The 23,706-nt window shown below is 56.9% G+C and carries 27 protein-coding genes and 1 pseudogene; 21 read left to right on the forward strand and 7 right to left on the reverse strand.

The window, feature by feature from the left end:
* Positions 1-118: 118 nt before the first annotated feature.
* Together ABSG47_RS18945 and mtnA are read left to right on the forward strand one after the other, a co-directional pair.
* The gene (locus ABSG47_RS18945; RefSeq protein WP_424171463.1) at positions 119-1,285 is read left to right on the forward strand and encodes a M48 family metalloprotease; all 1,167 of its coding nucleotides are present in this window, start codon (positions 119-121) and stop codon (positions 1,283-1,285) included.
* Positions 1,286-1,759: 474 nt separating this feature from the next.
* Positions 1,760-2,772 (forward strand): annotated as a pseudogene (gene mtnA / locus ABSG47_RS18950) (S-methyl-5-thioribose-1-phosphate isomerase).
* 21 nt (positions 2,773-2,793) lie between these two features.
* Here the strand turns inward: mtnA and ABSG47_RS18955 are convergent.
* The gene (locus ABSG47_RS18955; protein WP_424171465.1) at positions 2,794-3,120 is read right to left on the reverse strand and encodes a type II toxin-antitoxin system RelE/ParE family toxin; all 327 of its coding nucleotides are present in this window, start codon (positions 3,118-3,120) and stop codon (positions 2,794-2,796) included.
* Positions 3,117-3,374 carry a type II toxin-antitoxin system ParD family antitoxin gene (locus ABSG47_RS18960; RefSeq protein ID WP_424171468.1) on the reverse strand — a complete coding sequence of 86 codons (258 nt, stop codon included), beginning with the start codon at positions 3,372-3,374 and terminating at the stop codon, positions 3,117-3,119. The genes ABSG47_RS18955 and ABSG47_RS18960 overlap by 4 nt, the downstream gene beginning before the upstream one ends.
* A 114-nt stretch (positions 3,375-3,488) precedes the next feature.
* Here ABSG47_RS18960 and ABSG47_RS18965 point away from each other — a divergent pair, with 114 nt between their 5' ends.
* The 3 genes from ABSG47_RS18965 to ABSG47_RS18975 all read left to right on the forward strand — a co-directional run bounded on the left by ABSG47_RS18965 (position 3,489) and on the right by ABSG47_RS18975 (position 6,750).
* Entirely contained in the window at positions 3,489-3,785 is a 297-nt protein-coding gene (locus ABSG47_RS18965) for a permease (protein WP_424171471.1), read from the forward strand.
* A 176-nt stretch (positions 3,786-3,961) separates the two neighbouring features.
* Positions 3,962-4,366 (forward strand): large conductance mechanosensitive channel protein MscL, encoded by a 405-nt coding sequence (gene mscL / locus ABSG47_RS18970; protein WP_424171474.1) that lies wholly within the window; start codon positions 3,962-3,964, stop codon positions 4,364-4,366.
* Positions 4,367-4,629: 263 nt separating this feature from the next.
* Positions 4,630-6,750 (forward strand): M28 family metallopeptidase, encoded by a 2,121-nt coding sequence (locus ABSG47_RS18975; RefSeq protein ID WP_424171477.1) that lies wholly within the window; start codon positions 4,630-4,632, stop codon positions 6,748-6,750.
* 50 nt (positions 6,751-6,800) lie between these two features.
* Here ABSG47_RS18975 and ABSG47_RS18980 read toward each other — a convergent pair whose 3' ends face one another.
* Positions 6,801-8,009 (reverse strand): S1C family serine protease, encoded by a 1,209-nt coding sequence (locus ABSG47_RS18980; RefSeq protein WP_424171479.1) that lies wholly within the window; start codon positions 8,007-8,009, stop codon positions 6,801-6,803.
* A gap of 80 nt (positions 8,010-8,089) precedes the next feature.
* On the opposite strand from ABSG47_RS18980, the gene ABSG47_RS18985 reads away from it, so the two are divergent.
* The 11 genes from ABSG47_RS18985 (at position 8,090) to ABSG47_RS19035 (ending at position 15,543) form a co-directional block, all read left to right on the forward strand.
* Positions 8,090-8,491 carry a DEAD/DEAH box helicase gene (locus tag ABSG47_RS18985; RefSeq protein WP_424171482.1) on the forward strand — a complete coding sequence of 134 codons (402 nt, stop codon included), beginning with the start codon at positions 8,090-8,092 and terminating at the stop codon, positions 8,489-8,491.
* Positions 8,412-10,148 (forward strand): RecQ family ATP-dependent DNA helicase, encoded by a 1,737-nt coding sequence (locus tag ABSG47_RS18990; protein WP_424171484.1) that lies wholly within the window; start codon positions 8,412-8,414, stop codon positions 10,146-10,148. Before ABSG47_RS18985 ends, ABSG47_RS18990 begins: the two co-directional genes overlap by 80 nt.
* A 93-nt stretch (positions 10,149-10,241) precedes the next feature.
* Positions 10,242-10,748 (forward strand): cytochrome c maturation protein CcmE, encoded by a 507-nt coding sequence (locus ABSG47_RS18995; protein WP_424171487.1) that lies wholly within the window; start codon positions 10,242-10,244, stop codon positions 10,746-10,748.
* A 3-nt stretch (positions 10,749-10,751) separates the two neighbouring features.
* Positions 10,752-11,435: a heme ABC exporter ATP-binding protein CcmA gene (gene ccmA / locus ABSG47_RS19000; RefSeq protein ID WP_424171490.1), complete on the forward strand. Its 684-nt coding sequence runs from the start codon at positions 10,752-10,754 to the stop codon at positions 11,433-11,435.
* Positions 11,432-11,935, forward strand: a complete 504-nt coding sequence (gene ybaK, locus ABSG47_RS19005; protein WP_424171493.1) for a Cys-tRNA(Pro) deacylase — start codon at positions 11,432-11,434, stop codon at positions 11,933-11,935. Before ccmA ends, ybaK begins: the two co-directional genes overlap by 4 nt.
* On the forward strand, positions 11,932-12,600 hold the full coding sequence (locus tag ABSG47_RS19010) for a heme exporter protein CcmB (protein ID WP_424171495.1): 669 nt from the start codon (positions 11,932-11,934) through the stop codon (positions 12,598-12,600). Before ybaK ends, ABSG47_RS19010 begins: the two co-directional genes overlap by 4 nt.
* A 158-nt stretch (positions 12,601-12,758) precedes the next feature.
* A complete protein-coding gene (gene ccsA / locus ABSG47_RS19015) occupies positions 12,759-13,466 on the forward strand; it encodes a cytochrome c biogenesis protein CcsA (RefSeq protein ID WP_424171498.1) in 708 nt (235 codons plus the stop codon).
* On the forward strand, positions 13,463-13,615 hold the full coding sequence (locus tag ABSG47_RS19020; RefSeq protein WP_424171501.1) for a hypothetical protein: 153 nt from the start codon (positions 13,463-13,465) through the stop codon (positions 13,613-13,615). The genes ccsA and ABSG47_RS19020 overlap by 4 nt, the downstream gene beginning before the upstream one ends.
* A gap of 101 nt (positions 13,616-13,716) precedes the next feature.
* Positions 13,717-14,922, forward strand: a complete 1,206-nt coding sequence (locus ABSG47_RS19025) for a YncE family protein (protein ID WP_424171503.1) — start codon at positions 13,717-13,719, stop codon at positions 14,920-14,922.
* A 44-nt stretch (positions 14,923-14,966) separates the two neighbouring features.
* Complete coding sequence (locus ABSG47_RS19030) at positions 14,967-15,188, forward strand: hypothetical protein (RefSeq protein WP_424171506.1); 222 nt, start codon at positions 14,967-14,969, stop codon at positions 15,186-15,188.
* Positions 15,189-15,318: 130 nt separating this feature from the next.
* Positions 15,319-15,543: a hypothetical protein gene (locus tag ABSG47_RS19035; RefSeq protein WP_424171509.1), complete on the forward strand. Its 225-nt coding sequence runs from the start codon at positions 15,319-15,321 to the stop codon at positions 15,541-15,543.
* Between the two features lie 5 nt (positions 15,544-15,548).
* Here ABSG47_RS19035 and ABSG47_RS19040 read toward each other — a convergent pair whose 3' ends face one another.
* Positions 15,549-16,487, reverse strand: coding sequence for a YihY/virulence factor BrkB family protein (locus ABSG47_RS19040; RefSeq protein WP_424171512.1), 939 nt, complete (start codon positions 16,485-16,487; stop codon positions 15,549-15,551).
* 357 nt (positions 16,488-16,844) lie between these two features.
* Between ABSG47_RS19040 and ABSG47_RS19045 the strand changes: the two genes are divergently transcribed.
* On the forward strand, positions 16,845-17,051 hold the full coding sequence (locus ABSG47_RS19045) for a cold-shock protein (protein ID WP_424171515.1): 207 nt from the start codon (positions 16,845-16,847) through the stop codon (positions 17,049-17,051).
* A 53-nt stretch (positions 17,052-17,104) separates the two neighbouring features.
* Here ABSG47_RS19045 and queG read toward each other — a convergent pair whose 3' ends face one another.
* Positions 17,105-18,382 carry a tRNA epoxyqueuosine(34) reductase QueG gene (queG, locus tag ABSG47_RS19050; RefSeq protein ID WP_424171518.1) on the reverse strand — a complete coding sequence of 426 codons (1,278 nt, stop codon included), beginning with the start codon at positions 18,380-18,382 and terminating at the stop codon, positions 17,105-17,107.
* A gap of 283 nt (positions 18,383-18,665) precedes the next feature.
* Between queG and ABSG47_RS19055 the strand changes: the two genes are divergently transcribed.
* A complete protein-coding gene (locus tag ABSG47_RS19055) occupies positions 18,666-19,019 on the forward strand; it encodes an STAS domain-containing protein (protein ID WP_424171521.1) in 354 nt (117 codons plus the stop codon).
* A 9-nt stretch (positions 19,020-19,028) separates the two neighbouring features.
* Here the strand turns inward: ABSG47_RS19055 and ABSG47_RS19060 are convergent, their stop codons facing one another.
* The gene (locus ABSG47_RS19060; RefSeq protein WP_424171524.1) at positions 19,029-20,255 is read right to left on the reverse strand and encodes a VWA domain-containing protein; all 1,227 of its coding nucleotides are present in this window, start codon (positions 20,253-20,255) and stop codon (positions 19,029-19,031) included.
* A gap of 155 nt (positions 20,256-20,410) precedes the next feature.
* Between ABSG47_RS19060 and ABSG47_RS19065 the strand changes: the two genes are divergently transcribed.
* Positions 20,411-20,683 (forward strand): DUF4242 domain-containing protein, encoded by a 273-nt coding sequence (locus ABSG47_RS19065; RefSeq protein ID WP_424171526.1) that lies wholly within the window; start codon positions 20,411-20,413, stop codon positions 20,681-20,683.
* A gap of 23 nt (positions 20,684-20,706) precedes the next feature.
* Here ABSG47_RS19065 and ABSG47_RS19070 read toward each other — a convergent pair whose 3' ends face one another.
* Positions 20,707-22,017 carry a multiheme c-type cytochrome gene (locus ABSG47_RS19070; protein ID WP_424171529.1) on the reverse strand — a complete coding sequence of 437 codons (1,311 nt, stop codon included), beginning with the start codon at positions 22,015-22,017 and terminating at the stop codon, positions 20,707-20,709.
* Positions 22,018-22,744: 727 nt separating this feature from the next.
* Here ABSG47_RS19070 and ABSG47_RS19075 point away from each other — a divergent pair.
* The gene (locus tag ABSG47_RS19075; protein ID WP_424171532.1) at positions 22,745-23,245 is read left to right on the forward strand and encodes a hypothetical protein; all 501 of its coding nucleotides are present in this window, start codon (positions 22,745-22,747) and stop codon (positions 23,243-23,245) included.
* Positions 23,246-23,284: 39 nt separating this feature from the next.
* Positions 23,285-23,706: hypothetical protein (locus tag ABSG47_RS19080; protein WP_424171535.1), on the forward strand; the 422-nt coding region annotated here is incomplete at its 3' end.

The raw sequence follows: 23,706 nt of genomic DNA on the forward strand, positions 1-23,706 counted from the left end.
CCGGTTCGCGGCAGTCTTGTGCATTAATCAGCATTGATGCTGAGCAAGTCCATTGCGGCCCCAAAGATGATATTAGCTACAATCGCAACACTGTACTTCGCATTGTGCTTGAGTCAAAATGAGAACAATTCGTATCGTTATGATTTTCCTTCTCGTTCGAGGAATAGGGTATTTGACTTTTGCCGTTGGACAACTCCCGCCCAGTCCCCCGACCATTGTCGTCATTCCAGCAGACAAGAGCGAGCACAAACCTTGCCGCAATTTGCAGACATCTACTCCAAGCGACGAGGACATGCATGCTTTCACTCAAATTCTCCTCATGTCACACGTTAACCCGGATATTATCCTCGCTGTGTCGCATGACCCTATGTTGAAGAGTTATGGCGGTGCAATGTCTTTCAGATGCTTGATAAGAAATCACGAGCCGTATGACGCATATGAAAACTGGATCATCTACGATCCAGAACTTATTCAGGGCGATGCCGCACGTGATTTTGTATTCGCTCATGAAATTGCCCATCACGCGATTGAAGATACGTCTTCAGCACGACCACCAAGTAAAGATGTCGAGTTGCGGGCCGATTCGTATGCAACAAAGTATCTTCTTCAGGCGGGTTGGAATAAGGCGAGGATTATGCATGCATTAGATCTGCTCCACCTACCTCAGTTATTCGAGCCGAGTTATCCAACTCTAGAGGAGCGAAAGGCTGTCGTTGAAATCGCCTCCGGGCCAGAGCCACCCCCTGCGCCCTCACATTTAGTAGCATTTGTCATTTCAGATACCCCTTCCAAGTCGCATTGGAATGAGCTTTTGAACCTGCAATATATGGGGACCATATATTTCTTAGTCCCCGGTACCAGCGAATTTGTATGTTCCGTTATAACTCCGGATGCCAGAACTCCGTCCGTTCACCATTTTGCATTTTTTAATAACTGTGATCGGAATGCTCGTGCGTCTTTTACTCTCGAACCTACTCGACTAGGTTATTGGATCGAGCAACAAGAGGTTCCTTGTCCTGACTATGCTGTAAATTGCTTACACGTTTTAGAGTCTGCTGAAGGTCAGTTGCAATTTTGGAATCAGGACCTTGCGGCGGATCTAGCTGGATGGGAAAAAGAGGTTGGGAAACAGTCTTCATTTAATTTTGAGGCAGTTGAGCAATCGGACGGACTAGTCCTAATAAGGAACATCGAAGGCTACATCTTCGTAGACCCTAAAACCTCAAAACTGCAAAATGGGGGAAACCGGGAGCAAGCGTCCGAGTTCAAGGTATTGTTTGAATAGATTGAAAACAGGGTCAAGCGTCGGCGGACATATCAGATGTGCGCGACATCGCAATCGGAATCGAATCTAATTACCAAAGTCCAATGCCCTTTCGTACTCAATCAACCTCAAAATAGTTTGCACAAGATTATGGGGTTTTGTGCTTTACTCATAATGGAACAGAAAAAACCACGGCCCGAATCCCTCCGGATTCGGGCCGTTTTCATTTTCCAATCAATTTACATCGAGGATATCTATGGATTCTCTATCTCCAGTTTCTCCGCCCGTTTGTCCCTCTGTCCCTCTTTCCCTTTGTCCTTCGCGAACTGTGCTGCACAGTCCAGCACAGTTCGCGCATGAGGATCGTATAAAGATTTTCCGGAAAACTGTGCGACTTGCTGCAAAGTACTCAAATACCGTCACTTGGAAAACTGTGCAGCACAGGATAACTCAAGCAAAATCCGGAAAAACCGGCTTTGCGGGTAAACTGGAAGTATGATTCCTACGCTTGCCTGGACGCCTGAGGGTGTCAATTTTATTGACCAGACGAAGTTGCCGCTGGATGAGAGCTATGTGCTTGCGGCTACCTATGAAGATGTGGCCGTGGTGATTGAAACCATGGTGGTGCGCGGGGCGCCGGCGATTGGCGTTTCTGCGCTGAGAGCGCTGAGGAGTTTGCGCCGGAGTTTGAAAAAATCTGTGCGCGGCTGGCGGGAACTCGGCCTACGGCTGTGAATCTTTTCTGGGCGATTGACCGGATGAAGGTTTTGTTTGCCTCGCTGCGGACGAGTGATGTGGGGATGGAAGAGATCAGAGAAAGATTTCTGACTGAGGCTCATGCTACTTACGAGGAAGATATTGCTTCGTGCAAGGCGATGGGCGCGCTCGGTGGCGTGCTGCTGCCGGATGAGGGTGGCGTGTTGACGCATTGCAATGCAGGCGCGCTGGCGACAGCGGGGTATGGGACGGCGCTGGGGGTGATTCGCTCGGCGGTGGAGATGGGCAAGAAGATTCATGTGTATGCGGATGAGACGCGGCCTTTTTTGCAGGGCGCGCGGCTGACGGCGTGGGAGCTGATGGAAGATGGGATTCCGACGACGGTGATCTGCGACAACATGGCGGCGAGCCTGATGAAGGCGGGCAAGATCAAGGCCGTGGTGGTGGGCGCGGATCGCATTGCGGCGAATGGGGATTTTGCGAACAAGATTGGCACGTATAATGTGGCGATCCTGGCGAAGGAGCATGGGATTCCGTTTTACTGCGCCGCGCCGTGGAGCACAATTGATACAGCGACACCGGATGGGGATGCGATTCCGATTGAGGAGCGCAGCGCAAAGGAAGTGACGCACCATGGGGGCAAGCAGCTTACGCCGCATGGGGTGGGAATCTGCAATCCGGCGTTTGATGTGACTCCGGCGAAGTATGTGACGGCGATTATTACGGAGCGGGGCGTGCTTCGGGCGCCGTATGCGGAGTCGCTTAGGGAGATGGAGTTGGTGGCGCGGTAGGGCTGGCCCGGCAAGGCTGGTTCATTCAGGCAAATCGGGGGATTCGTCCTCGAACTCGTGATATTCAGGTTGCATGCTCTGGTGAAGAACCCGGGCGATGAGTATGCCGTCCTTCTCTGGTTGATAGAAGATCGCGTGGCGGCCTTTCTCGAATCGGAACAGGCCCGGATTCAAATGATCACATGGCCGCCCGAGCGATGGGTTTCGCGCGAGCATACTTGCACACTCTTCCAGAGCTTGCAAGTATTTATCAGCCTGCTTTCGTCCCCATCTCGATTCGGTATAGAGTTCGATATCTGCCAGATCATCGATGGCAAGCGAAGTGTGCCTGACTATGCCAATTCTCAACTCGCCTTCCTCCGTTCGGCCGCCCTTTTGCGTGCTTCTGCGAATCCGTCACCTTCAAAGACACCACTCGCTAGGCCCTCTTGGATCGCGGCCCGGAGGGCGGTGAGCTTTTGCTCGTAAACCTGTTCCTCGCGCTCCATGGTGCGGAGGGCGGCGCGGACAACTTCGCTGGCGTTTTCGTAGCGGCCGGATTCGACGCGGGAGAGGACAAAACGGTCCAGTTCCGGAGTGAGATTGACATTGCGTGTGGGCATGAATGGCTCCCGAGCTTGTGATGCATCGAGATTAGCAAAGATTGCCAATCTTTGCTGATGAAGCTGCCTGCTCTGGACGGAGCGGGTTTATAAACAGCTTGCGATAATCGTGGGATGGCAGGTTGGGTCGTATCGGTCGTGCGGCTTCGGCGGGCTTCGCTGGTGCGGGGGATCGTGCTGTCATTGGGAGCCTTTGCCGCGAGCCTGCGGCTGGCGGGCTTTCCGCATATTGAACTGCTGCATCGATCAAGGTGGCAGATTGCGGTGCTGGCTGTGGCACTGTTGGGACTGGCGGAGACGGCGCGATGCCTGAAGCGGAAGTGGAGTTTTTACCACGCAGGAGTGCTGATTCTGATCTACGCGGATCTGCTGATTCTGACGATGATTATTTTTCTGACGATTTATCCATGACTTCTCTCCAGATTTTCTGGAGACGGCTGACCACCCGGAAATCATTTTTCGCATCCTACCTAAAGGTAATTCGTAGTAAGTTTGGATGTCTGGTCTTTGCCGGCTGCTTTATCCCCCTATCTGCGCCCGGCCAGAAGCGTATTCCCCAAAGCAGTTTCGTACGTATTGGAGGCAGGATGCTTAAGGGTTTCCGGGATTTTATTCTTCGCGGAAATGTGGTCGATCTGGCTGTGGCTGTGATTATTGGCGCGGCGTTCAGCAAGATTGTTTCTTCGCTGGTGGCTGATGTACTGAACCCGCTGATTGCGGCGGTTGTGGGTAAGCCGGATTTCAGCTACATCGTTTTGCATGCAGGCACCGGCGTAGTAAAGGTTGGCAACTTCTTCAACGAAGTGATTTCATTCCTCATCGTTGCCACAGTGGTGTATTTCTTCATTGTGCTGCCGCTGAATGCACTGCTGGCACGGATCAAGAAGCCAGAAGAAGTGGTTGCGCCGACGACGAAGCCCTGCCCTGAGTGCCTGAGCGATATTCCGCTGGCGGCCAAGCGTTGTGCGCATTGCGCGCAGCCGGTGGTTTAGGGTTCGCGCGAATTTCCTGAAGAAGCAAAGGGGCCGACGCTGAATGCGTCGGCTTTTTTGCTTTTGCATGTAACGCGAAATTCTCTCAGGGGCTAAAGCCCCGATATTTTTGTGCCTGTTTCGGCACGGCTAAAGTCGTGCCCTGCAACAAGGCGCAGCCATCGAATGTGCCTCATTGCCTGACCTCCGGCTGATTTTGTGGGATTACACTGATTGAAATACGCAAGGTTCCCGAAATCCCAACCGCAAAGGCTGCTCCCACAATGATTCGCAAGCCGCTCGCAGTTCTCGTCGCATGTTCTTTTTTCGTCGGCACCCTGCCGGCGCAGGCTCCACAACAGGCAACGCCGTTTGGCTATTTGGACTTCAGCAAGGAAGCCAAGACAGAGGCTTCCTTCCTGGCTGTTCCGGATGCGAAGCTGGCGGGCGAGGAGTTAAAGATTCTGACCGCTGAGCCGCATATTGCGGCGAGCCCGGAGGATCACAAGACTGCGGAGTATGTGGCGGAGAAGTTCAAGGCGGCGGGACTTGAGACGGAGATTGTTCCCTACCGCGTGCGGCTGAATCGTCCGAAGGATGTGCGAATAGAAGCCTATGGGCCGGATGGCAAGCTGCTGGTGAAAGGGCCTGCGCCTGAGCATGTGGGCAGCGATCCGTTTGAGAACGATCCGCGCGTGGTGATGCCGTTCAATGGCTCGTCTGGCTCGGGCGATGTGACGGGCGAGGTGGTGTATGCCAACTACGGGCGGCTGGAAGACTTTGATGAGCTTGCGGCGCAGCATGTGGACCTGCACGGCAAGATTGTGATTACGCGGTATGGCGCGAACTTTCGCGGCGTGAAGGTGATGATTGCGCAACAGCGGGGCGCGGCGGGCGTGCTGATCTACAGCGATCCGCAGGACGATGGCTATTTCAAGGGCGATGTCTATCCGAATGGTCCGTGGCGGCCGGAGAGCGCTGTGCAGCGCGGCTCAGTGCAGTTCCTCTCGATGTATCCGGGGGATTCGGAGACGCCGGGAGTGGCTTCGACGCTGGACCTGCCGGATTCCGCGCGCAAATCCCCAGAAGGCAACGAGCCGAAGATTCCTTCGATTCCGATCAGCTATCACGATGCGGCTCCGATTCTGCAGGCTCTGAAGGGCGCGAGTGTGCCGCAGGGATGGCAGGGCGCGCTGCCGTTTCGCTATCACGTGGGACAGAATGGCGGGCAGGGCGTAAAGGTACACATGGTGGCCATCCAGGATTACCAGCGCCGGATTATCTGGGACGTGATTGGCAAGGTGAAGGGATCGGAACTGCCGGATGATCTGGTGGTGGCGGGCAATCATCGCGATGCGTGGGTGTATGGCGCGGTGGACCCGAACAGCGGCACGGCTGCGATGCTGGAGGCGGTGCATGGTGTGGGCGAGCTGCTGAAGCAGGGTTGGAAGCCGAAGCGCACGATGATCTTTTGCAGCTGGGACGCGGAAGAAGAAGGCCTGATTGGGTCGACCGAGTGGGTGGAAGAGCACGACAAGATGCTTGAGCATGCCGTGGCTTACTTCAATACCGATGTGGCTGTGTCGGGACCGAGTTTCTCGGCGGCGGCGGTGCCCTCGCTGAAACAATTTATACGCGAGGTTACAAAGGCAGTTCCCTCACCTGCGGGCGGCACGGTGTACGAGGTTTGGAAGAACTCGCGTACGGGCGAGAATGAGCATCGACCTTCAAATGCGCCATCGGATGGCGATGTGCGTGTGGGCGATCTGGGATCGGGATCGGACTTCACGCCGTTTTTCCAACACGTGGGAGTGCCTTCTACGGATGTGGGATCGGGCGGCCCGTATGGCGTCTACCACTCGGTGTTTGATAACTATGCCTGGTTCACGATGAATGCCGATCCGCACTTTGTGTATCTGCAGGAGATGGCGCGGGTGTTTGGGCTGGAGGCTATCCGTATGGCGAATGTGGATGTGCTTCCGTATGACTATCCGGCGTATGCGCGGGAGATTCAGTCGTATGTGGATGGGGCCAAGCGCAAGGCGGCAGACGAGAAGCTGAGCGGCGTGGATCTGGCTCCAGTGCAAGCGGCGGCGCAGCGGTTTGCGGATGCGGCTAAGCGGGCGCGGGCGGCACAGAGTGCGCCTGGCGGGGATGTTGCGAAACTGAATAAGGGTCTGCGCGAGGCGGAGGCGGCATTTATTTCGCCGGCGGGATTGCCGCGTCGGCCCTGGTTTAAACACACCATCTATGCGCCGGGGGAGTTTACGGGCTACGCGGCGGTGGTGATTCCTGGTGTGAATGAGGCGATTGAGGCCAAGGATGGAGCGCTGGCGGAGGCACAGGCTAAGGTGTTGATTGAGGCGCTGGATAAGGCTACGGCTGCGCTGAATGGGGCGGAGTAGGCGGGGTTGAAGCATCTTTGCGGCGACGTATAAACGCTGCCGCAAAGATGCTATTGACTGTGTTTTTCAGATTCTGGCAATCGCGCAGCCGCAAATATTCGTACAATGTTTTTGGCCAGATCACCAGAAGCAGTAGTCCCATCAAAGGCCGTCACTTTACCGGTGCCTAAAACGATGGACGTGCGCTTATCAGAAATTACAAAAGTATGGATATAGGTCCAAAGGGGGCGGTCCAGTTCGATTTGTATGTCGGCCACACGCGGGTCCTGAACGATGGTCAATCCCAAATTGCTCCAATCCTTCTGCTGCATCAGGGCGCGGTCCAGCGTGTCGACAGTGAGGAACATTGTTTTGGAATGGATGAAGATGGTTCGAGCATTTTTGAGTATCTGGCGCGGGTCCACTCCTGCGATGGCTGCACTTGATTGCGGCACCGACGCAGCCGCCTGCGCCGGCAAATGAAGAGCGGAGCCCGAGCCAAGCGCCACATGCATGCCGGACTGAGGCAAGCCGAGAACACTTTCGATGGGAACAGCGAATGCAGCTGCTCCCTTGCCTGTGGTGATGATGCCTATCAGCGTTCCGGTTCGATCTACCAAGGCCCCACCACTGGCTCCATGCGCAACCGGCGCGGTGAATTCAATGAGGCGAAAGCCCGTTCCTGCTCCGGGAATTTCATCGGCAAGACGAAGCGCGGAAACTGTACCCTCAGTCGCAGACCACGCCAAGCCGTCCGAATTCGTTACGGCATAGACTGGATCGCCCTGCGCCAGACTGGCAGTGCTGCCTGCGGTTAGAGCGGGAAGAGCGCCAGCGGAGATTTTCAATGCGGCTACATCTCGTCTCTCGTCTGCACCGAGCAACTGCACACGGTCGTATACTTCGCCACTGGCCAGGCGCACCTGCACCTCAGCTGCACCTTTGACAGCGTGGTAAGCGGTCAATATAACACCATCCCCAGAGATTGCAACGCCTGTAGAAATGGTGTGCAGACGGCCTGCGCCTTCTCCAGCAAGGACAATGACGGTGGCTGCCTTGGTATGCTCAAAGATCGCCTGCGGCGTAAGCGTAGACGAGCTTTGTTGGGCTTCCGAAAAAAAGCAGCAAGCAACGAGGTGGAGAACCAGTATTGAGGTTTTCATAGAATCGATGGGAATTATAGCAACACTTCCATCAGTCACCACACTAAGGCTTGTCATCTGACCGCAGGACGCATTTCGGCCGCGCTTAAGAATATGAGTCTGCTGTTCCCTGTTCACGCGTCTCTTGTCCGATGTATCGTGTACGGGATGCGATAAGGTGGAGAGAGACTACTTTCTTCCGTTGGTCTTTTACTCCCTTGACCCCTGCCGCCAACCCGTCTGCTCTTCGGGAACTGCTGCGCGACACTTTTGGTTTTCCCGCTTTTCGCGCGAATCAGGAGGAAGTCTGCGTTGCCGCAGTTGCTGGGCGCGACTTGCTGCTGGTGATGCCCACTGGGTCGGGCAAGAGCCTCTGCTATCAGCTTCCGGCGCTTGCCCGCGGCGGAACCGCGCTGGTGATTTCGCCGCTGATTGCGCTGATGGAAGACCAGGCTTCGAAGCTCATTGCGCTTGGGCTGAAATCGCGCGGCCTCGCGGCAGGCGTGTGCGGACTATCTCAATGGCGATCTTCAGTTTCTTTTGATTGCGCCGGAGAGGCTTCGTGTTCCCGGCTTTGCGGAGATGCTGGCGAAGCGCACGCTTTCGTTGATCGCCATTGATGAAGCGCATTGTATTTCGCAATGGGGGCATGATTTCCGGCCGGATTACCGCATGCTGGGCGAGAGATTGCCGGAGTTGCGGAGAGGCAATGGCGAAGGGCAGGCTGCGCCGGTGCTGGCGCTGACGGCAACGGCTACGCCTATCGTGCAGGCGGACATTGTGACGCAGCTTGGGATGCCTGATCCGGCGAAGTTTATTCATGGCTTTCGGCGTGACAATCTGGCCATTGAAGTTGTGGAAGTGCCTGTGCCGATGCGGGCCGCGGTGATTTGCAAACTTCTGAAAGATGCTTCGCGGCGGCCTGCGATTGTCTACGCGCAATCCCGCAAGCAGGCGGAATTGCTGGCAGAGGAGCTTTCGCGGACGGTTCGCGCATCGGCGTATCATGCCGGGCTTGATCCGGCAGTGCGCGAGAGCGTGCAGCGCAGTTTTCAGCAGAGCGAGATTGACGTTGTAGTTGCGACGATTGCTTTTGGAATGGGCATTGACAAGGCCGATATACGCACGGTGATTCATGCCGGCCTGCCTGCGACTGTGGAAGGCTATTACCAGGAGATTGGGCGTGCGGGACGCGACGGACGGGCGAGCCGGACGATCCTCATGCACAGCTATGCTGACCGGCGGACGCATGATTTTCTGCTTGGGCGGGATTATCCGCCTGTGGAGGACCTGAGCCGTGTCTACCGCTTGCTGCGCGAGGAGCCGCGCGAGATGGATGAGCTGCGCTATGAGTCCAAGCTGAGCGATGAGGCCTTCGAAAAGGCGATTGAAAAGCTGCACATCCACGGCGGCGCGCGCGTGGACTTTAACGGTAATGCGACTGTGGGTGGGCCGGGGTGGAAGAAGACTTACTCGGTGCAGGCCGACTACCGGCGCGAGCAGCTTGAGCTTGTGGTGCGGTATGTGGAGGGCCGCGGATGCCGCATGTCAGCACTGGTGCGCCACTTTGGAGATGTGGAGGATGCGGCGCAGCTCTGTAACACGTGCGATGCATGCGATCCCGCGGGTGCGGTGCTTTGTCTTTTTCGCCGGGCGACGCCGGTAGAGCGGACGCAGGCGCAGGATGTGATCGAATCTCTGCGCGGGGCTAGCTATAAAACCATTAAGCAGTTGATGAGCGATCTCTCATGGGCTGAGCGCGTTGGGCGGGACGATTTTGAGCGATTGCTGGCGGCAATGCAGCGTGCCGGGCTAGTGGCGAGCGAAGAGGCTGTCTTTGAAAAAGACGGACGCGTGATTCCGTATCGCAAGATCAGCGCGACAGATGCCGGGCTTGAGACGCGGGAGACTACTCCGCTTGCGTTGCTGCTTTCGGATGGAATTGCGGAGGAGTTTGCCTCACCTGGTTCGGCGCCGAAGCGTAAGCGCAGTGCGGAATCGAGCGGCGCGAAAGCTTCCCGTAGTGCGGCAGCGGTGCCGGCAGAACTGACCGGCGTGAGCGCGGCGCTGGCGGCAAAGCTGAAGGAATGGCGCACCTCGGAGGCCAGACGCCTAAAAGTTCCTCCCTTCATTGTTTGCCATGATCGCGCGCTGAATGCCGTGGCGGCGGCGCGGCCTGTGAATCTCCGCCAATTGCTGGAGGTGGATGGGATTGGGCCTGCGAAGGTGGAGAAGTACGGAGATGCCATTCTGGAAATATGCAAATCTGCCACTTGAAACTTGGCGGGGGCTCAACCGTTGTGATGAGCGTCACACCTGGGAGGTTGATCCAGCCTGCCGGGGCTCGTATCATTAGAAGTAGCAGACATTATGAAATCTTCTTCGATGAGCGTGAAAATCGGCGTGGCGGTGGCGGTAATAGTCGGCGTCATTGGCTGGCTGGCGTGGTCCGGCGCGAAAGCCAGTAAAAGCTATTATGTGACGATTGCGGAGTTGGGCGGCATGGGCGACAAGGCCTATTCGAGCAACCTGCGCGTGGAGGGCTTTGTGCAGCCGGGCTCGATTGAGCAGAGCGGCACGCATGTGGTCTTTCTGCTGAACGAGTTTGAGAGCCACTCGGCGAAGGCCGCGGGCGGCAAACTGCTCAAGGTGGATTACAAGGGATCGGAGCCGCCGCCGGATACCTTCAAGGACAACTCCCAGGCGCTGGCGATGGGCACATTTGGACACGATGGGGTCTTCCACGCGAATACGCTGCAGGCCAAATGCGCGAGCAAGTATGCTCCGCAGCCGGGGGTTGCTCCGAATGCCGCTCCGGCACAGGCGAGCCCGCGGGCGGCTGTGGCTGCGCCTGCAACGGCGGGGTCTGCAAACTAGAACATGACGAGTGCGGCTGGTTTTGTGGCTGGCCCGGTGAGCTGCGCGCGGATTGAGAATGTTTCGAAGCTCTTTGGGGCCTTTGCGGCGTTGCGCCAGGTAAATGCGGAGCTGGAGCCGGGCAAGTGCTACGTGCTGGTGGGCGAAAACGGTGCGGGCAAATCGACATTGCTGCGGATTCTGGCGGGGCTGCTGAGGCCTTCGCATGGAAGCGTGCGCGTGTTTGACGACCTAGAGCCGCATGACGCGCGCGAGCGTATTGGCTACATGAGCCACGCGGCGATGCTTTACGACGAATTCACGGGCGAAGAAAATCTGCGCTACTTTGCGAGCCTGTATGCGGGGCGCGAATGTCTTGCGCCTGCTGAGGCACTGCGGCAGGTGGGCCTTGATCCTGAGTTGAAGCGGACTGTAGGTCAGTATTCGCAGGGGATGCGGCAGAGGACTTCACTGGCGCGGGTGCTGCTGGCGCAACCGGAGTTGCTGCTGCTGGACGAGCCATTCTCAAACATGGATGTGGAGAGCGTGCGGCAGATGGTGGATCTGCTGGCGCGGTTCCGGCAGGCGAACCGCACGATTGTGATTACGACGCACCAGCGCGAACATGCCGCGCCGATTGCCGATTATGTGCTGACGCTGAAGGCGGGGCGCGTGGAGAGCTTGTTGCCGGGGAGTCCGACGCTATGAAGACCAATGGAGCGCGGTATCTCGAAGGCCTGGGGATTGCGTTTGAGCTGCGTGAGTATGAGGTGGACCCTGAGGATCTTTCCGCGATTACCGTGGCGAAGAAGATTGGGATGCCTCCGGAGCAGGTGTTCAAAACTCTGCTGACGGTGGGCGAGGGGCGGCATATTTTTGCGGTAGTTCCGGGCGATGCGGAGCTGGACTTCAAGAAGCTGGCGCGCGCGGCGGGATTGCGCAAGGCGGAGATGGTTTCGCTCAAAGATGTGCAGCCGCTAACGGGATATATTCGCGGCGGTGTGACGATTTTTGGTGCGAAGAAGGCGTTTCCTGTGTATGTGGATGAGACGGTTGTGCTGTTTGACAAGATCAGTGTTTCCGCGGGTGCGCGTGGAACGCAGTTGATTCTCTCGCCGGAGGATTATCTGCGTGCGGCGGCTGCACTTGAAGTGGCTGTCGAGACTGTCGATCTGACGAAAGTGGCTGCGGGAGGTCCGGCGACATGATGGGCACCGTTTGGACGCACCTGATAAAAGATCTGCGCATTGAGTGGCGCTCGAAAGAGGCCATCAACTCTATGCTGTTCTTTGCGCTGCTGGTGGTGGTGCTGTTTTCATTGGCGTTTGATCCTCGGGGATCGTTTGCGCGTGAGATTGCGGGCGGGGTGCTTTCCGTGGCGACGCTGTTTGCTTCAGCGAGTGCGCTGAACCAGGCATGGGCGCGGGAGATTCGGCACCAGGTGCTGGATGCGCAGAGGATGGCGCCTTCGTCAGGCGCGGCGCTTTTTCTTGCCAAGGCGCTGGCGAATTTTCTCTTCGTAGAAATTGTGCAGCTGCTGCTGGCTCCGGTGTTCCTGGTAATGTACAACCTGAGCGTGGAAGGGGATGCGTGGAAGCTGCTGCTGGTACTGCCGCTGGGAACGTGGGCGCTGGTGGCGAATGGAACATTTTTTGCGGCGCTGTCGATTCGCAGCCGCAACCGCGAGATGCTGCTGCCGCTGATTCTGTTTCCTATTTTTATTCCGGCGCTGCTGGCGATGGTGCTTTCGATCACGGCGATTCTGACAGGAGACAACGATCCTGGATTGTGGATCAAGCTGCTGTTTGGCTACGACGTGATTTTTACTACGGTGTGCCTACTGCTGTTTGATGTGGTGCTGCATGCCGAGTGAGATGATGTCCCGCAGGGGCTAAAGCCCCTTTCCTTTTGTGACGGCTTTTTCGGCACGACTAAAGTCGCGCCCTGTTACAAAGCCATACGAGCTTAGCCCTGGTCTCCATCCGGCGGTGGAGACTGCGGGCGAGGCGACGACGTAAACTGGGATTACGAATGAAAAAGATTGCCATTAGCGGATATGTGGTCGCGGTGATCGCGCTGATGATCTGGGGCTTTTACCAGGCCATCTATGTGGCGCCGGATGATGCAATGCAGGGTACGATTTTCCGCATTTTTTACTACCATGTGCCATCCTTCTCCGCGGCGTTTACCTTCTTCGCAATCAGCTTTCTCGGCTCTATCAGCTTCCTGTCCTTTCGGCGCAGTCATCCGGAGTGGGCGCAGATGGCCGATGCGTGGGCGGTAGCTGGGGCCGAGGTTGGCGTGGTCTTTTGCACTGTCGGACTGGTGACGGGGCCGATCTGGGCCCGGCGCGCGTGGGGCATCTGGTGGACGTGGGATGCGCGGCTGACGACGACGACTGTGCTGTGGCTGATTTATGTGAGCTACCTGCTGCTGCGGCGCTTTGCCGCCGGGCCGCAGGTGCAAACGCTGGCCGCGGTGCTGGGCATCTTTGGCGCGCTGGATACGCCGATTGTCTACATGTCGAACCGATGGTGGCGCACGCAGCATCCCGCTCCGGTCTTCGGCGGCGCAGACGGTGCGGGCATGGATAAATCCATGGTTGGCGCGTTTCTATGGAATCTGCTGGCGTGGTTTGCATGGGGTGTATTGGTCCTGGCGTTGCGCTATGCGGTGGAACGCAAGAGGCAGAAGAATGCCGAGTATGAGGCGCTGGTTGCGCTGGAAGGCCGGGCTTGATGGATACAAGGGCGATTCTCGATCATCAGTTTCTGGTTGCGGCCTACGTGGCGACGTGGACCATTCAACTTGCTTATCTGCTGCGGCTGGCGCTGAAGTGGCGCGCGGAGAAACGTGCTGCGAAGATGCATGAGAGGCAGGGCCGGTAGGGGTGAAAGTCATCCCTCTCATCCCTCATGGGCTAAAGCCCGAACGTTTTTGCATCCCCTTCGGCACCACTCAAGTCGTGCCCTGTTGCAAGGCCGTCTCGATGTGGATTCGTCAGACGCTCACTGTAACTGGCAATCCGTTGAGCCGGTTTGCCGCGATAAGCGTGGCGTGCCTAGCGCTGGCAGGCTGCCGCCCGCATGATTTTCCGCAGTTCCCGGCGAACTATCGCGAGTATGCGTATGTGACCAACGGCACGAGCGGCACTGTTTCCATTTTTGACGTGGTGAATGTGGGGCTGGATCGCGAGATTGCTGTTGGGCAAAATCCGGTGGCTGTGGCGGCGAGTCCCACGAAGAACGAGATTTATGTAGTGAATTCCGGTGCAGCGGGCGGAGAAGGCTCGGTCTCTGTGATCGATGCTGGGAAAAATGTTGTCAGCGCGACGATTCCTGTACACAGGCAGCCGGTTTCGATCGACATCGACCATGATGGGAAGCTGGCGTACGTGGCAGACTACGGCTCGAACATGGTTTCGGTGATCGACGTGGCGGCGCGGCGGGAGATTGTGACGATTGGCGTGGGTGAGAAGCCGAAGGCTGTGCGGCTCTCCCCTGACGGCAAGACACTGGTGGTTGCCAACAGCGGCGGCAACTCAGTGACGGTGGTGGATGTCACATCGCAGCGCGTGCGGGAGACTTTGAGTGGCTGCCCCGGTGCGAGCGATGTGGTGATTCTGCCGGATTCTTCTAAATCCCTTGTGAGCTGTGCGGGCGGGCACCAGGTGATGGCGATTGCTCTTGCCTTGCCGGGGCGCGCGGCGCAGCCGGACAAGCTGGAGGCGATGCTGGATGTGGGCCATGCGCCGGAGCGTATGGCATTGAAGCCGGATGGCGGCGAGACGTTTGTACTGAATTCGCTTTCGAACTCGGTGTCAGAGGTTTACAACACGACCGACGAGGTGGGCGCGACGTACCTGATCGGCAACGGCCCGGCGAGTGGCGCTGTGACGAGCGATAATTCCATGCTCTATGTCGCCAATGCGCACTCGCAGTATGTCACGCTGTATGCGATTGACGATGGCAAGCGGGCTGGATCGGTGCATGTGGGTGATGGGCCTTCCGCTATGGCGTTTTCCAAGGCTGGCCATCTGCTGTTTGTGGTCGATACGGGCACGGGCGATGTGGCGGCGATCCGGACTTCGACGCGGTCACTGTTTGCGCTGCTGCCGGCGGGGCGCGGGCCGAATGCGATTGCGGTGAAGGGGTTCTGCTGCCGGCGGGGCGCGGGCCGAATGCGATTGCGGTGAAGGGGTTCAGCGTGAAGTGAATCCAGCCGATGGTATCCTTCATCATGACTGATCGGCAGGATATTACTAACCCCAGGCGGAAGCCGGATGTCTCCAGCATCTTCAATCTCGGCAACTCCGGTGGGACTGACATTGCCCGCGACAAAGACGCGATGATTGCAGCGGCAGTTGATTCACGCTATTCTTTCGAGCATGAAATCAGCCATCCCTCTTCCGCTGCTTCTGTTGATGCTCATGCTTTGGACAGCGGCAAACGCGACCGATAGCGATTCTAAACGGAAGATCCAATGCAAGACTCCAGCGATCGAATCGTCCTGCTACTGGACGCACGGTCACTTAAGAATGGGAAATGGCACTCCGTCCTTTCGACTCTGGAAGATTGGAACAAATCGCGAAATGGGTATTTATAGCGGCCCATCTATAGATAGGCTTCGCAGCCTGGACAATGAGGGGCCGGAGCTACCCGTAAACGTAGAAAAAAGCATGCGGCTTAAAGCCGACCCGGTCTGGCTCAATACAATTTATGCGGACTTTGAAGTTTGCCCGCTGGAGCCTGAGAAGTCCGGAGCGATGCAGGCGGCGTGCATTGAATCTGCAAAGAAAATTGTCATCGAAAAATGAATTGGTTACTTCTTGTGAGTGCCCCAGCGCGCGACGCTGTATTGTGCGCCGGCGAAGAGGATCAGGCCGGAGATGTAACCCCAGAAGAGTAATCCTACTGAAACGAAGAACGGGCCGTAGAGTGCGTACAGGTCCATGTGCGGCAGCACGTGCGCGAAGATGTACTTGGCTGCGAGCCAGATGAGACCCGTGACAATGGAAGCTCGCAACACTGGCCGCCACGGCACTTTGCAGTTGGGCAGCACCCAGTAAATGGAAAAGAAGAAGAGGATGCACGCTGCGCCACTGCATGCGGCCAGCCATAGATTGTTGACGGCGCTGTAAAACCAGTTGTCAACCTTGTGAAACATGAGGAATGCGAGCAAGCCCTTTTGCGCCGCACCGAGCGCTATGGTGGTCATGCCGAGGATGACCATCCAGATGGCGAGGCCAAAAGCGACGAGCTGGTTCTTGAGGTAGTTGCGGCTCTTGGCTACGCCCCATGCCTGGTTGAGCGCCACTTCCAGCGGAAGAAAGATTCCGGTACAGGAGATCAAAATCAGGATCAGGGAGACAATCTGCAGGTGCTTAGGCACAACGGAGGTCTTAAGCACACTCCAAAACTTGTCTGAGGCCGTTGAAGGGAAGTAGTCGCCCACAAGATCGCCAACCACAACGGCCATATGCGAGGAATGGAAGACGGTGAGCGAGAGCGTGTAGAGCAACGCCACAAAGGGAATGAAAGAGAGAATGGCATTGGCCGCGACGGAGAATGCAAAGGTGTGTACCTCGCTGTCGAGGAGATACCTGGCGAGCTCCGCACCGCTGCGGCGCAGGATGTACCACTTGGATAGCTGCGGCGGCACCATCTCTGGCGAAGTGATCGGCGTATTGACGGCATTTACCTCGCAGGCGATCTCGGCTTCTGACGTGGTGGATATACCGGAATTTGAGAGATCGGGCATTTATGGTTCCTGACTTCAGGTCTCTAGTTCTATTTTGAGGCTTGGCGGCGGGATGGACACCGGTGCAGCGCGAGATGGATTTCTTCTGTGCGAGGCTGTCTGTTTCAGAATACTTCGGAGGGATTCGAATGCTGTCATTCGCGGCTGCGGAAGCTCTCCAGCTCATTTTCCGCTTGCATCGGATGCAAAATCCTGCCATAACTGGAGCACGAGCGCACCGGTAAAACCCTCCAATCAAGCATCAGACGATGGTCAGCAGGCGTGTCTCTTTCCCCTTTGTAGCCTTTTCACCGACCGCGCGTACCCGCCCGGCGGATGAGGCGGCACAGCGATGTACCTACTTACGAGGAGAAGCGAATGAAAGAACAAGGTGTTGTGAAATGGTTCAACGGTGCTAAGGGCTATGGCTTTATTCAACGCTCCACCGGTGAAGATGTATTTGTGCATTTCTCTGCTATCCAGGAAAAAGGCTATAAAACGCTGAACGAAGGCGACTCTGTTGAGTTTGAATGCCAGCAAGGCCCTAAAGGGCTGAGCGCGGCAAACGTACTGCGTGCCCAATAGGCACTTTGATGGACTGTGGTGCTGACTACAATCCGTCGAGATTCAGCGCGGTTTCAGTCTTTTTCTTTCGATCGAAGCTCCGATCGATTTTGCAGTGAATGACACTCGAGCTTTTTGAGCGCCCATTCCGCGGCGGCACGGAGTCCTGCGCGCATTTCCTGAGCCTTCGCTTCCAGAGATACTGTTTCGGAAAGCGGAGTCTGGAGCCAGGCGCGGAGTTGCGCGACAAAACGGGTTCGAGCTTCGCTGCCGATGGCGCTGCTGTTTCCCATGGCGATGGCGATATTGCGCCGCAGCCCAAGGAAGCCTGTGCGGCGCACCGGCGAGCCGTTGAATGCCTGCTCAAATTCCTGCTCCGTTAAAGAAGCGAGCCAGTCCAGCGTGGGGTTGACCAGCTCCGGACGCGGCGTGAGGCCGGGGTCGGGCGCGGGAGGCAGGCTGCGCGACAGCTTGAGTGACAGCTTGAGGTTCCAGGGGCAGACATCCTGGCAGATGTCGCAGCCAAAGACCTGGCGGCCCATCTGCTCCATCAGCGCGGGTTCAATGGGGCCGCGATGCTCGATGGTGAGATACGAGATGCAGAGCCGGGCGTCCATTTTGTACGGTGCGATGAGCGCGTCTGTCGGGCAGGCTTCAATGCAGCGGCGGCAACTTCCACAGCGATCTGGAATCGGCGTGGGGGCCTGCGCGGCCAGCGGCGCCGTGGGCGCTTCTACCTTTTGGACTGGCAGTGAGGTGAGTAGAACTGCGAGAAACGTGTATGAGCCATGCTTTGGATGGATGAGGCATGTGTTTTTAGCCTGCCAGCCCAGGCCTGCGGCCACGGCAAGTGAGCGCTCGACTACCGGGCCGGTATCGACGTAGGCGCGCGATTCAAACGCGCCGTACTCCTGCTGCAGATGCGCCTCAAGAGCGCGAAGCCGCTTGAGCAGAATTTTGTGATAATCGCTGGGGCGATGCTGGCCGTCAGGATCGATGCGGCCGGATTGTGCATAGCGTGCGATCCACCCGGCATCGGGCGGGGCAGAATCTGTGGAAAGCGCCTGCGAGCCGTTATAGCTGGCTGAGCAGAGAATGGCGGATTGCGCCCATGGAAATGGAATTTGGGGACGGGAGCGAACCGGCGCGCCTGCGTCGTCGGTGCGTTCGAGATAACTCATGGTTCCGGCGCGACCTTCCTTGAGCCACTGCTGAAAGCGGCCTGCATCCCGTTCTTCCTTCTCATGCGGCAGCGAAACGAGGCCGGCTTCCGTGAATCCCGCCTTAAGAGCCAGAGAACGAGCGACATCGCGGTGCAGACGGGGCGGATTTGCCTGCGGAGCGGGTTCCAAACTTGATTCCTGACCGGCTTCAGGGCCGGAGTTTTGCCGCTTGATTGGAACCGCCTCCCTTCCCTTTGCGTAGAGCCTCACAGATGTCCGATAGCGGACGGCCTGAACGCAGGCGAACAGAACAGAGCTGAAACGGACTGGGCCGAAACACCACTATTCCTTTTGATTTGAGCATATTTCAGCACTTTCGGCTTTGGCAGGCGATGTGCAAACAAGATATACGTCGGCGCGCGCAGGCATCGGGATGGACCCGGCTGGACGACGCGCTGGAGGAGAGTTTGCGATGAATACGGTAATGGAAAGAAGAAATCAGTCGATTGTGACGGTTCCGAATGGGATAACCGAGCTGGTGCGGGGCAGCGATCTGCGGCTTGTGGGGTATGTGGACCCGCTGGTTCGTTCACAGGATGTCATGTTGGACTTCGCCGCGATTGAGCGCATTGACGCGGCGGGCATTGCGGCGCTGATTGCGCTGTATGGAAGCGCGCGCAACACGGGACACAGCTTCCGCCTATGCAATGTGCGGAAACATGTGTCGGAAGTGCTGGCGCTGGTGGGATTGGATCACATTCTTGTGGGATGCACGGCGGACTGGAACTCTCCAGTCCGCGGCGTGCTGGCGCGGACAGCCGCGTAACAGGCTGCCTTACTTCCCTTCCGGCGCGTAGTAGCCTTCACGCGTAGCCACAATCAGATCGTCCTTATTCGCCTTGAGCAGAATCTTGTGGAAGCCGCCGTCGGTATCCACTTTGTCCGGCGTGTAGGTCAGCAGATACTGGTTGCGAAGCTCCTCTTCAATCAGCTTGTAGATGCCGTCAAGATCGTCTTTCTTTTTGGCTTCAAAGGCATGTCCGCCGGTGCGTTCGGCAATCTGCTGCATGATTTTTTTGCCATCCACGCCGCTTCCAGTGGTTGGCTCAGGACTGCGGCGTCCGCCGCCACCACCGGGATACCCTCCCCCGCCGCCGGGATAACCGCCGCCTCCGCCGGGGAAGCCGCCTCCGTTACCACGACGGTTGCCGGGAAAGCCGTTCGAGTTGCCCTGCTGCTCGCCTTTGAAATAGATGGTGTAGACGGCGAGATTCGCCTTGTCGGCGGCGTCCACGGCTTCATTGAGTGTCACCTTGCTGCCGCGATCCGCTCCATCTGAGAAGATCACCAATGCTTTACGGCCGTCTTTCGACTTCATCAGCTCGTCAGATGCCAGGAAAATCGCATCATAGAGCAAGGTTCCGCCACGGCTGCGCTGGGAGTGCCCACTATCGCTACTGCCGTTGCTGCCGCTGCCGTCATTCCCGCTATTGCCACTATTGCCACTATTGCCGCTGCCAGAGTCTGTGCCGCCATACTGCTCCTGGCGGGAGGCGCTCATGTCATCCAGCTCATGGTGGAGCTTATCGCGGGAGCCGGTGAAGTCCTGCAACAATTCGACTTCGCGGTCAAAATGCAGGAGAAATGCCTGATCCTTGCTTTCGGCGGGCGGCGCGGGCAGCATCAGATCGATGAACTTGCCCGTGGAGGTGCGTACCTGCTGCATCGCGTTGCTCATGCTGCGGCTTGTATCCACCAGCAGGCCGATGCGGAAGGGCAGATTGGTCTCGTGAGAAAAGCCTTTGATGACCTGCGGCCGGCCGTCTTCACTGAGCGTGAAGTCAGTCTTCTGCAGCGTCGTCACCAGCGCCCCGTGCTTGTCGCGGACGGTGACCGGCAGAATGACCTCGCGGGACTGGATGTGGAGGGTGGCCGAAGAATCAGCCGGGGGAGTGTTCTGCTGGGCTGAACAGGGTGCAAGCGAAAGCGCGCCAATGGAGGCAAGCGCCAGGGCAAGAAGCGAAAAAGCGGATCTGGAGTGTATAGCGCGCGGTGATTGCATGGCTTCGGTTGATTAGACGCGAATGGCGGAGCCACGTTGCATAAAGTATGCAGATGCGGCCGGAGAGGAATTCTCCTTGCCGCGGAATGAAGCCCAGAGCTATTCTTGCTGCACAACCTTTTACAGGGCGGTTTCCAGACCGGGAGGAGATTACTGTGCCAAAGTTCGTGATCGAAAGGGAGATTCCCGGAGCCGGAGAGATGACGCCGGAGACACTGCAGGCAATTTCTCAGAAATCATGCGGCGTGCTGAAGAACATGGGCCCGCAGATTCAGTGGGTGCAGAGCTACGTGACCGACAACAAGATTTACTGCATCTACATTGCCCCGGATGAGGCTACCGTGCGGGAACATGCCGGCCAGGGCGGCTTCCCTGCTAACTCGGTGGCGCAGGTACGAGCGGTGATCGACCCGACGACGGCGGAGTGAGGCGCACGGGAAAAACCCCGGGCCTACCGAAATTTTTGCGTCAGGCTCTGCTCAACGCGTACGGAAACGTCGGGATAGATAGCGATCTGGTGCGTGCGGGCAAGCATGCGCAGGGTATGGCCGCCGGTGGTGGAGACAATTTTATCGGATTCGCCGAGCGGCATGTGGCAATCGACGCATTTTGTGCGAATGGCCTGCCCCAGAACCGGGTATCTTCCACAAGTTTGCATCTGATGGCAGGCCAGGCAATGGCGGGAATACGATTCCGCGGATGCGGGGCGCTCATGCACGTCGTGGCAGGTGGAGCACGTCATGTTGCTGGAGGTAAAGCACCGGCTCAGTTTCATAGCGCCCACCTGGTTGCCATGTACGTCTACTGTCTCGCCGGGAGTCGGCGGCTGAATTGCAAGATAGTCGTCGATGTTATCCCCCGCCTGGAAAGTCAATGGCGCGCGGCGCGCATCCACTGCGCCGGCATGACAGAGAGAGCAGAGATCGATCTGCCGGTCCCGTGAGAGATGCGCGGGATTGACGATGGCAAGATCTGCCGGGGCCTGGCGAGCACCCTGGCGCGACGCGGCGGCATGTTCGCGAGCAACATGCTCGGCCCCGGGGCCGTGGCAGCGCTCGCAGTTGATTCCATACACAATGCCGGTCTTTGCAAAGCGATTGATGTCGGGAGGAACCCAGTGGAAGTAGCTGGTATGACACTCCAGGCAGCGGGGCTCTACGGGACGATCGAAATGCACCTGCCCATCCGGGAAACCGGGACTGATGATCCACGCATGGTCCGGCGCCCAGTAAGAGGCCGGCAATTCGTAGAGCTGGTCGTCATTCCAGAAGAGATAGGATTGCCCGTGGCGGCCTGAGCCGATGACGATGTCAAAGCGCTCGGTGAGGTGCTTTTGCGGATCCGAGAGATTCACGGCGTTCTGGTAAAAACCATCGGGACCGTGGGTCATGTTCACCACAAGGTTGGGGTCCGAGGTGTGCAGTACATCGCTCCCCGGAAGAAAGCTGCCCAGGATGTGCCCCGCCGATGCCGGAGCGGAGTCGCGGGCGTGCGAGGTGAACGCGTAGCTTACGGCTTGCTTGCGATGGCACTGGGCACAAGCCGAGTCTCCGGCGTAAGCGCTGGGCGGCGGCTGATCGCGATTCAACTCGGGGCTGGAGAGCGCCTGCGAAAGCACCACTGGCGCAAGCACAGCACAAGCCAGCAGGAGAATGCCTCCGCCTGCACGCAGCTTGTTGCCGGACTTCACTCTGAAGGTGTCTGAAAACTGGCTGTTCGACTTCATCTCCGCCGACTCGATCACCCATGAGTAATGCGGCAATCACGTTCATTAGAACTTGAAGATCCGCGAACAACGAGCAGTCGAAGATCCCCGTTGACAGAGACGGAAGATATATCAAGACAGTTTCATAAATAGTTCACGAAAAATACCGTACGTTCAACCGAGACCCGTTGCCTTTGTCCTGTTCCAGGTCCCAAAACCAGGGACCTGGCCACCCGCCTGTGGCGGAACTGGGTAGCAAGCTACAAGGCAACAGCGGAGTTCCTCACAAAGCAGCTTAAGCCGGAAATGTACGTCCAAATCAAGTAACAAAATATTTTATTGACTTCATTCCAGAATCCATGCTTTTATGGATTCGCCTTCCGGTCAGAAAGCCAGAGCCGATTGCACATTGGAGCAGCGGCTAATCCAAGGCAGGGCCCCCGCAAAACATTTCCCGGAATCTGTGCAGATGACGCTTGTCTCATCGCAGTGAGTTGCGGACCTACCTGCTTCTACTAGCGGCTGCGGACGATACGTTTTATGGATGTTTGGTCGAGCAGTTCGGAGACCAGGGAGGACAGTCGCCTAACCCGACTACAAACGTAGGCGAAGTGTCAGTTCCGTTAAACAAAAGTGGGTTTATTCAGGACAACTCTAGCAGTGCATTGAATCTTGCAAGCAAACTGACAAATCCTGTCTTCTAACCGTTCAACGAGCGGCCAGCGCGTTCCGTTTATCGTTCTGGCCGCTCAACAAAAAAGAATGAACTGCAGGAGAAGAGAGCATGTTCGTAGGCACTGCACGGCATAGGGATACAACTCAGAATGTTTCTAAGAACAATTCAAGCGCAGTAGTTCAAGTTCCTTCGATGTTATCTCCGCAATCGATGATTGTTCGGACCGTTGCGGCTCTTCTAATTCTTTGCCTTACCGCAACAGCCAGCGGGCAACAACCTCCGGCCTTGTCCAAGCATGCAGTGACGGTGAAAAGAAAAGTGGGACAACTAGCTCCCAACGCTCACATCAGTGTCATAACAGTGCAGGGAGAGGAGCAATATGGGAGCTTCCAATCCGAAGATAATCTGTCGTTCACTTTTCTTGATATTGATCGCCATGAAAACGTCACACTTCGTTATGAGGAGGTTCGGAAGATCAAGAATGGCTACGGGGGAGTAAATACCCTGCATCAAAAACATACAGATCATACAAAAGCAATCATCATTACCCTTGTGGTCCTCGGCGTCCTGGGAGGAGTCATTGCGGCTGCCGCTACTGCAAAGAATTGAGGCTGACGATAAAATGGGAGGGGGGAGAAATATCGAGCGTTGTCTTGCTATCAGGAACTCTCAAATAGCGGAGCAAGGAGATATGCAATTCTACGGCTCCTGATCGATATTTTCTGTATTTGTATGCTCATGGTTGTCATAGCTGGATGCGCCAATGTCTCCAGCAAGGGCACCGTTTTACCCGAATCGAAATGTACGGGTATTCAGATACTTGGGACGTTGCATGATTCACTTTCCAATCTTCCTGTATCCAGGGCACGGATAGTTCTTGAATCAAAAACATCATCGTCTGCCGCTAATGCGTCAACTTTTCTGCCGGTAGAAGAAACAACGGCAGATACCAGCGGGAAATTCCAGCTTTGCTCTGCTGTTCTCGCTAATCCGTCCTTAATCGTAGCCTCTGCCTTGGATTCAAACGGCAATGCCTATCCTCCGTTAATCTCACAAGTTTTTGGAACGAT

The sequence above is a fragment of the Occallatibacter sp. genome, assembly GCF_049510455.1.
Classification (GTDB): Bacteria; Acidobacteriota; Terriglobia; order Terriglobales; family Acidobacteriaceae; genus Telmatobacter.

What these genes read in the sequence shown, in the direction of transcription:
- ABSG47_RS18945 (WP_424171463.1), top strand. Translation starts at nt 119, where the DNA reads ATGAGAACAATTCGTATCGTTATGATTTTCCTTCTCGTTCGAGGAATA.
- ABSG47_RS18960 (WP_424171468.1), bottom strand. Translation starts at nt 3,374, where the DNA reads ATGCCCACACGCAATGTCAATCTCACTCCGGAACTGGACCGTTTTGTC.
- ABSG47_RS18965 (WP_424171471.1), top strand. Translation starts at nt 3,489, where the DNA reads ATGGCAGGTTGGGTCGTATCGGTCGTGCGGCTTCGGCGGGCTTCGCTG.
- mscL (WP_424171474.1), top strand. Translation starts at nt 3,962, where the DNA reads ATGCTTAAGGGTTTCCGGGATTTTATTCTTCGCGGAAATGTGGTCGAT.
- ABSG47_RS18975 (WP_424171477.1), top strand. Translation starts at nt 4,630, where the DNA reads ATGATTCGCAAGCCGCTCGCAGTTCTCGTCGCATGTTCTTTTTTCGTC.
- ABSG47_RS18995 (WP_424171487.1), top strand. Translation starts at nt 10,242, where the DNA reads ATGAAATCTTCTTCGATGAGCGTGAAAATCGGCGTGGCGGTGGCGGTA.
- ccmA (WP_424171490.1), top strand. Translation starts at nt 10,752, where the DNA reads ATGACGAGTGCGGCTGGTTTTGTGGCTGGCCCGGTGAGCTGCGCGCGG.
- ybaK (WP_424171493.1), top strand. Translation starts at nt 11,432, where the DNA reads ATGAAGACCAATGGAGCGCGGTATCTCGAAGGCCTGGGGATTGCGTTT.
- ABSG47_RS19010 (WP_424171495.1), top strand. Translation starts at nt 11,932, where the DNA reads ATGATGGGCACCGTTTGGACGCACCTGATAAAAGATCTGCGCATTGAG.
- ccsA (WP_424171498.1), top strand. Translation starts at nt 12,759, where the DNA reads ATGAAAAAGATTGCCATTAGCGGATATGTGGTCGCGGTGATCGCGCTG.
- ABSG47_RS19025 (WP_424171503.1), top strand. Translation starts at nt 13,717, where the DNA reads ATGTGGATTCGTCAGACGCTCACTGTAACTGGCAATCCGTTGAGCCGG.
- ABSG47_RS19030 (WP_424171506.1), top strand. Translation starts at nt 14,967, where the DNA reads ATGACTGATCGGCAGGATATTACTAACCCCAGGCGGAAGCCGGATGTC.
- ABSG47_RS19035 (WP_424171509.1), top strand. Translation starts at nt 15,319, where the DNA reads ATGGGTATTTATAGCGGCCCATCTATAGATAGGCTTCGCAGCCTGGAC.
- ABSG47_RS19040 (WP_424171512.1), bottom strand. Translation starts at nt 16,487, where the DNA reads ATGCCCGATCTCTCAAATTCCGGTATATCCACCACGTCAGAAGCCGAG.
- ABSG47_RS19045 (WP_424171515.1), top strand. Translation starts at nt 16,845, where the DNA reads ATGAAAGAACAAGGTGTTGTGAAATGGTTCAACGGTGCTAAGGGCTAT.
- ABSG47_RS19055 (WP_424171521.1), top strand. Translation starts at nt 18,666, where the DNA reads ATGAATACGGTAATGGAAAGAAGAAATCAGTCGATTGTGACGGTTCCG.
- ABSG47_RS19060 (WP_424171524.1), bottom strand. Translation starts at nt 20,255, where the DNA reads ATGCAATCACCGCGCGCTATACACTCCAGATCCGCTTTTTCGCTTCTT.
- ABSG47_RS19075 (WP_424171532.1), top strand. Translation starts at nt 22,745, where the DNA reads ATGTTCGTAGGCACTGCACGGCATAGGGATACAACTCAGAATGTTTCT.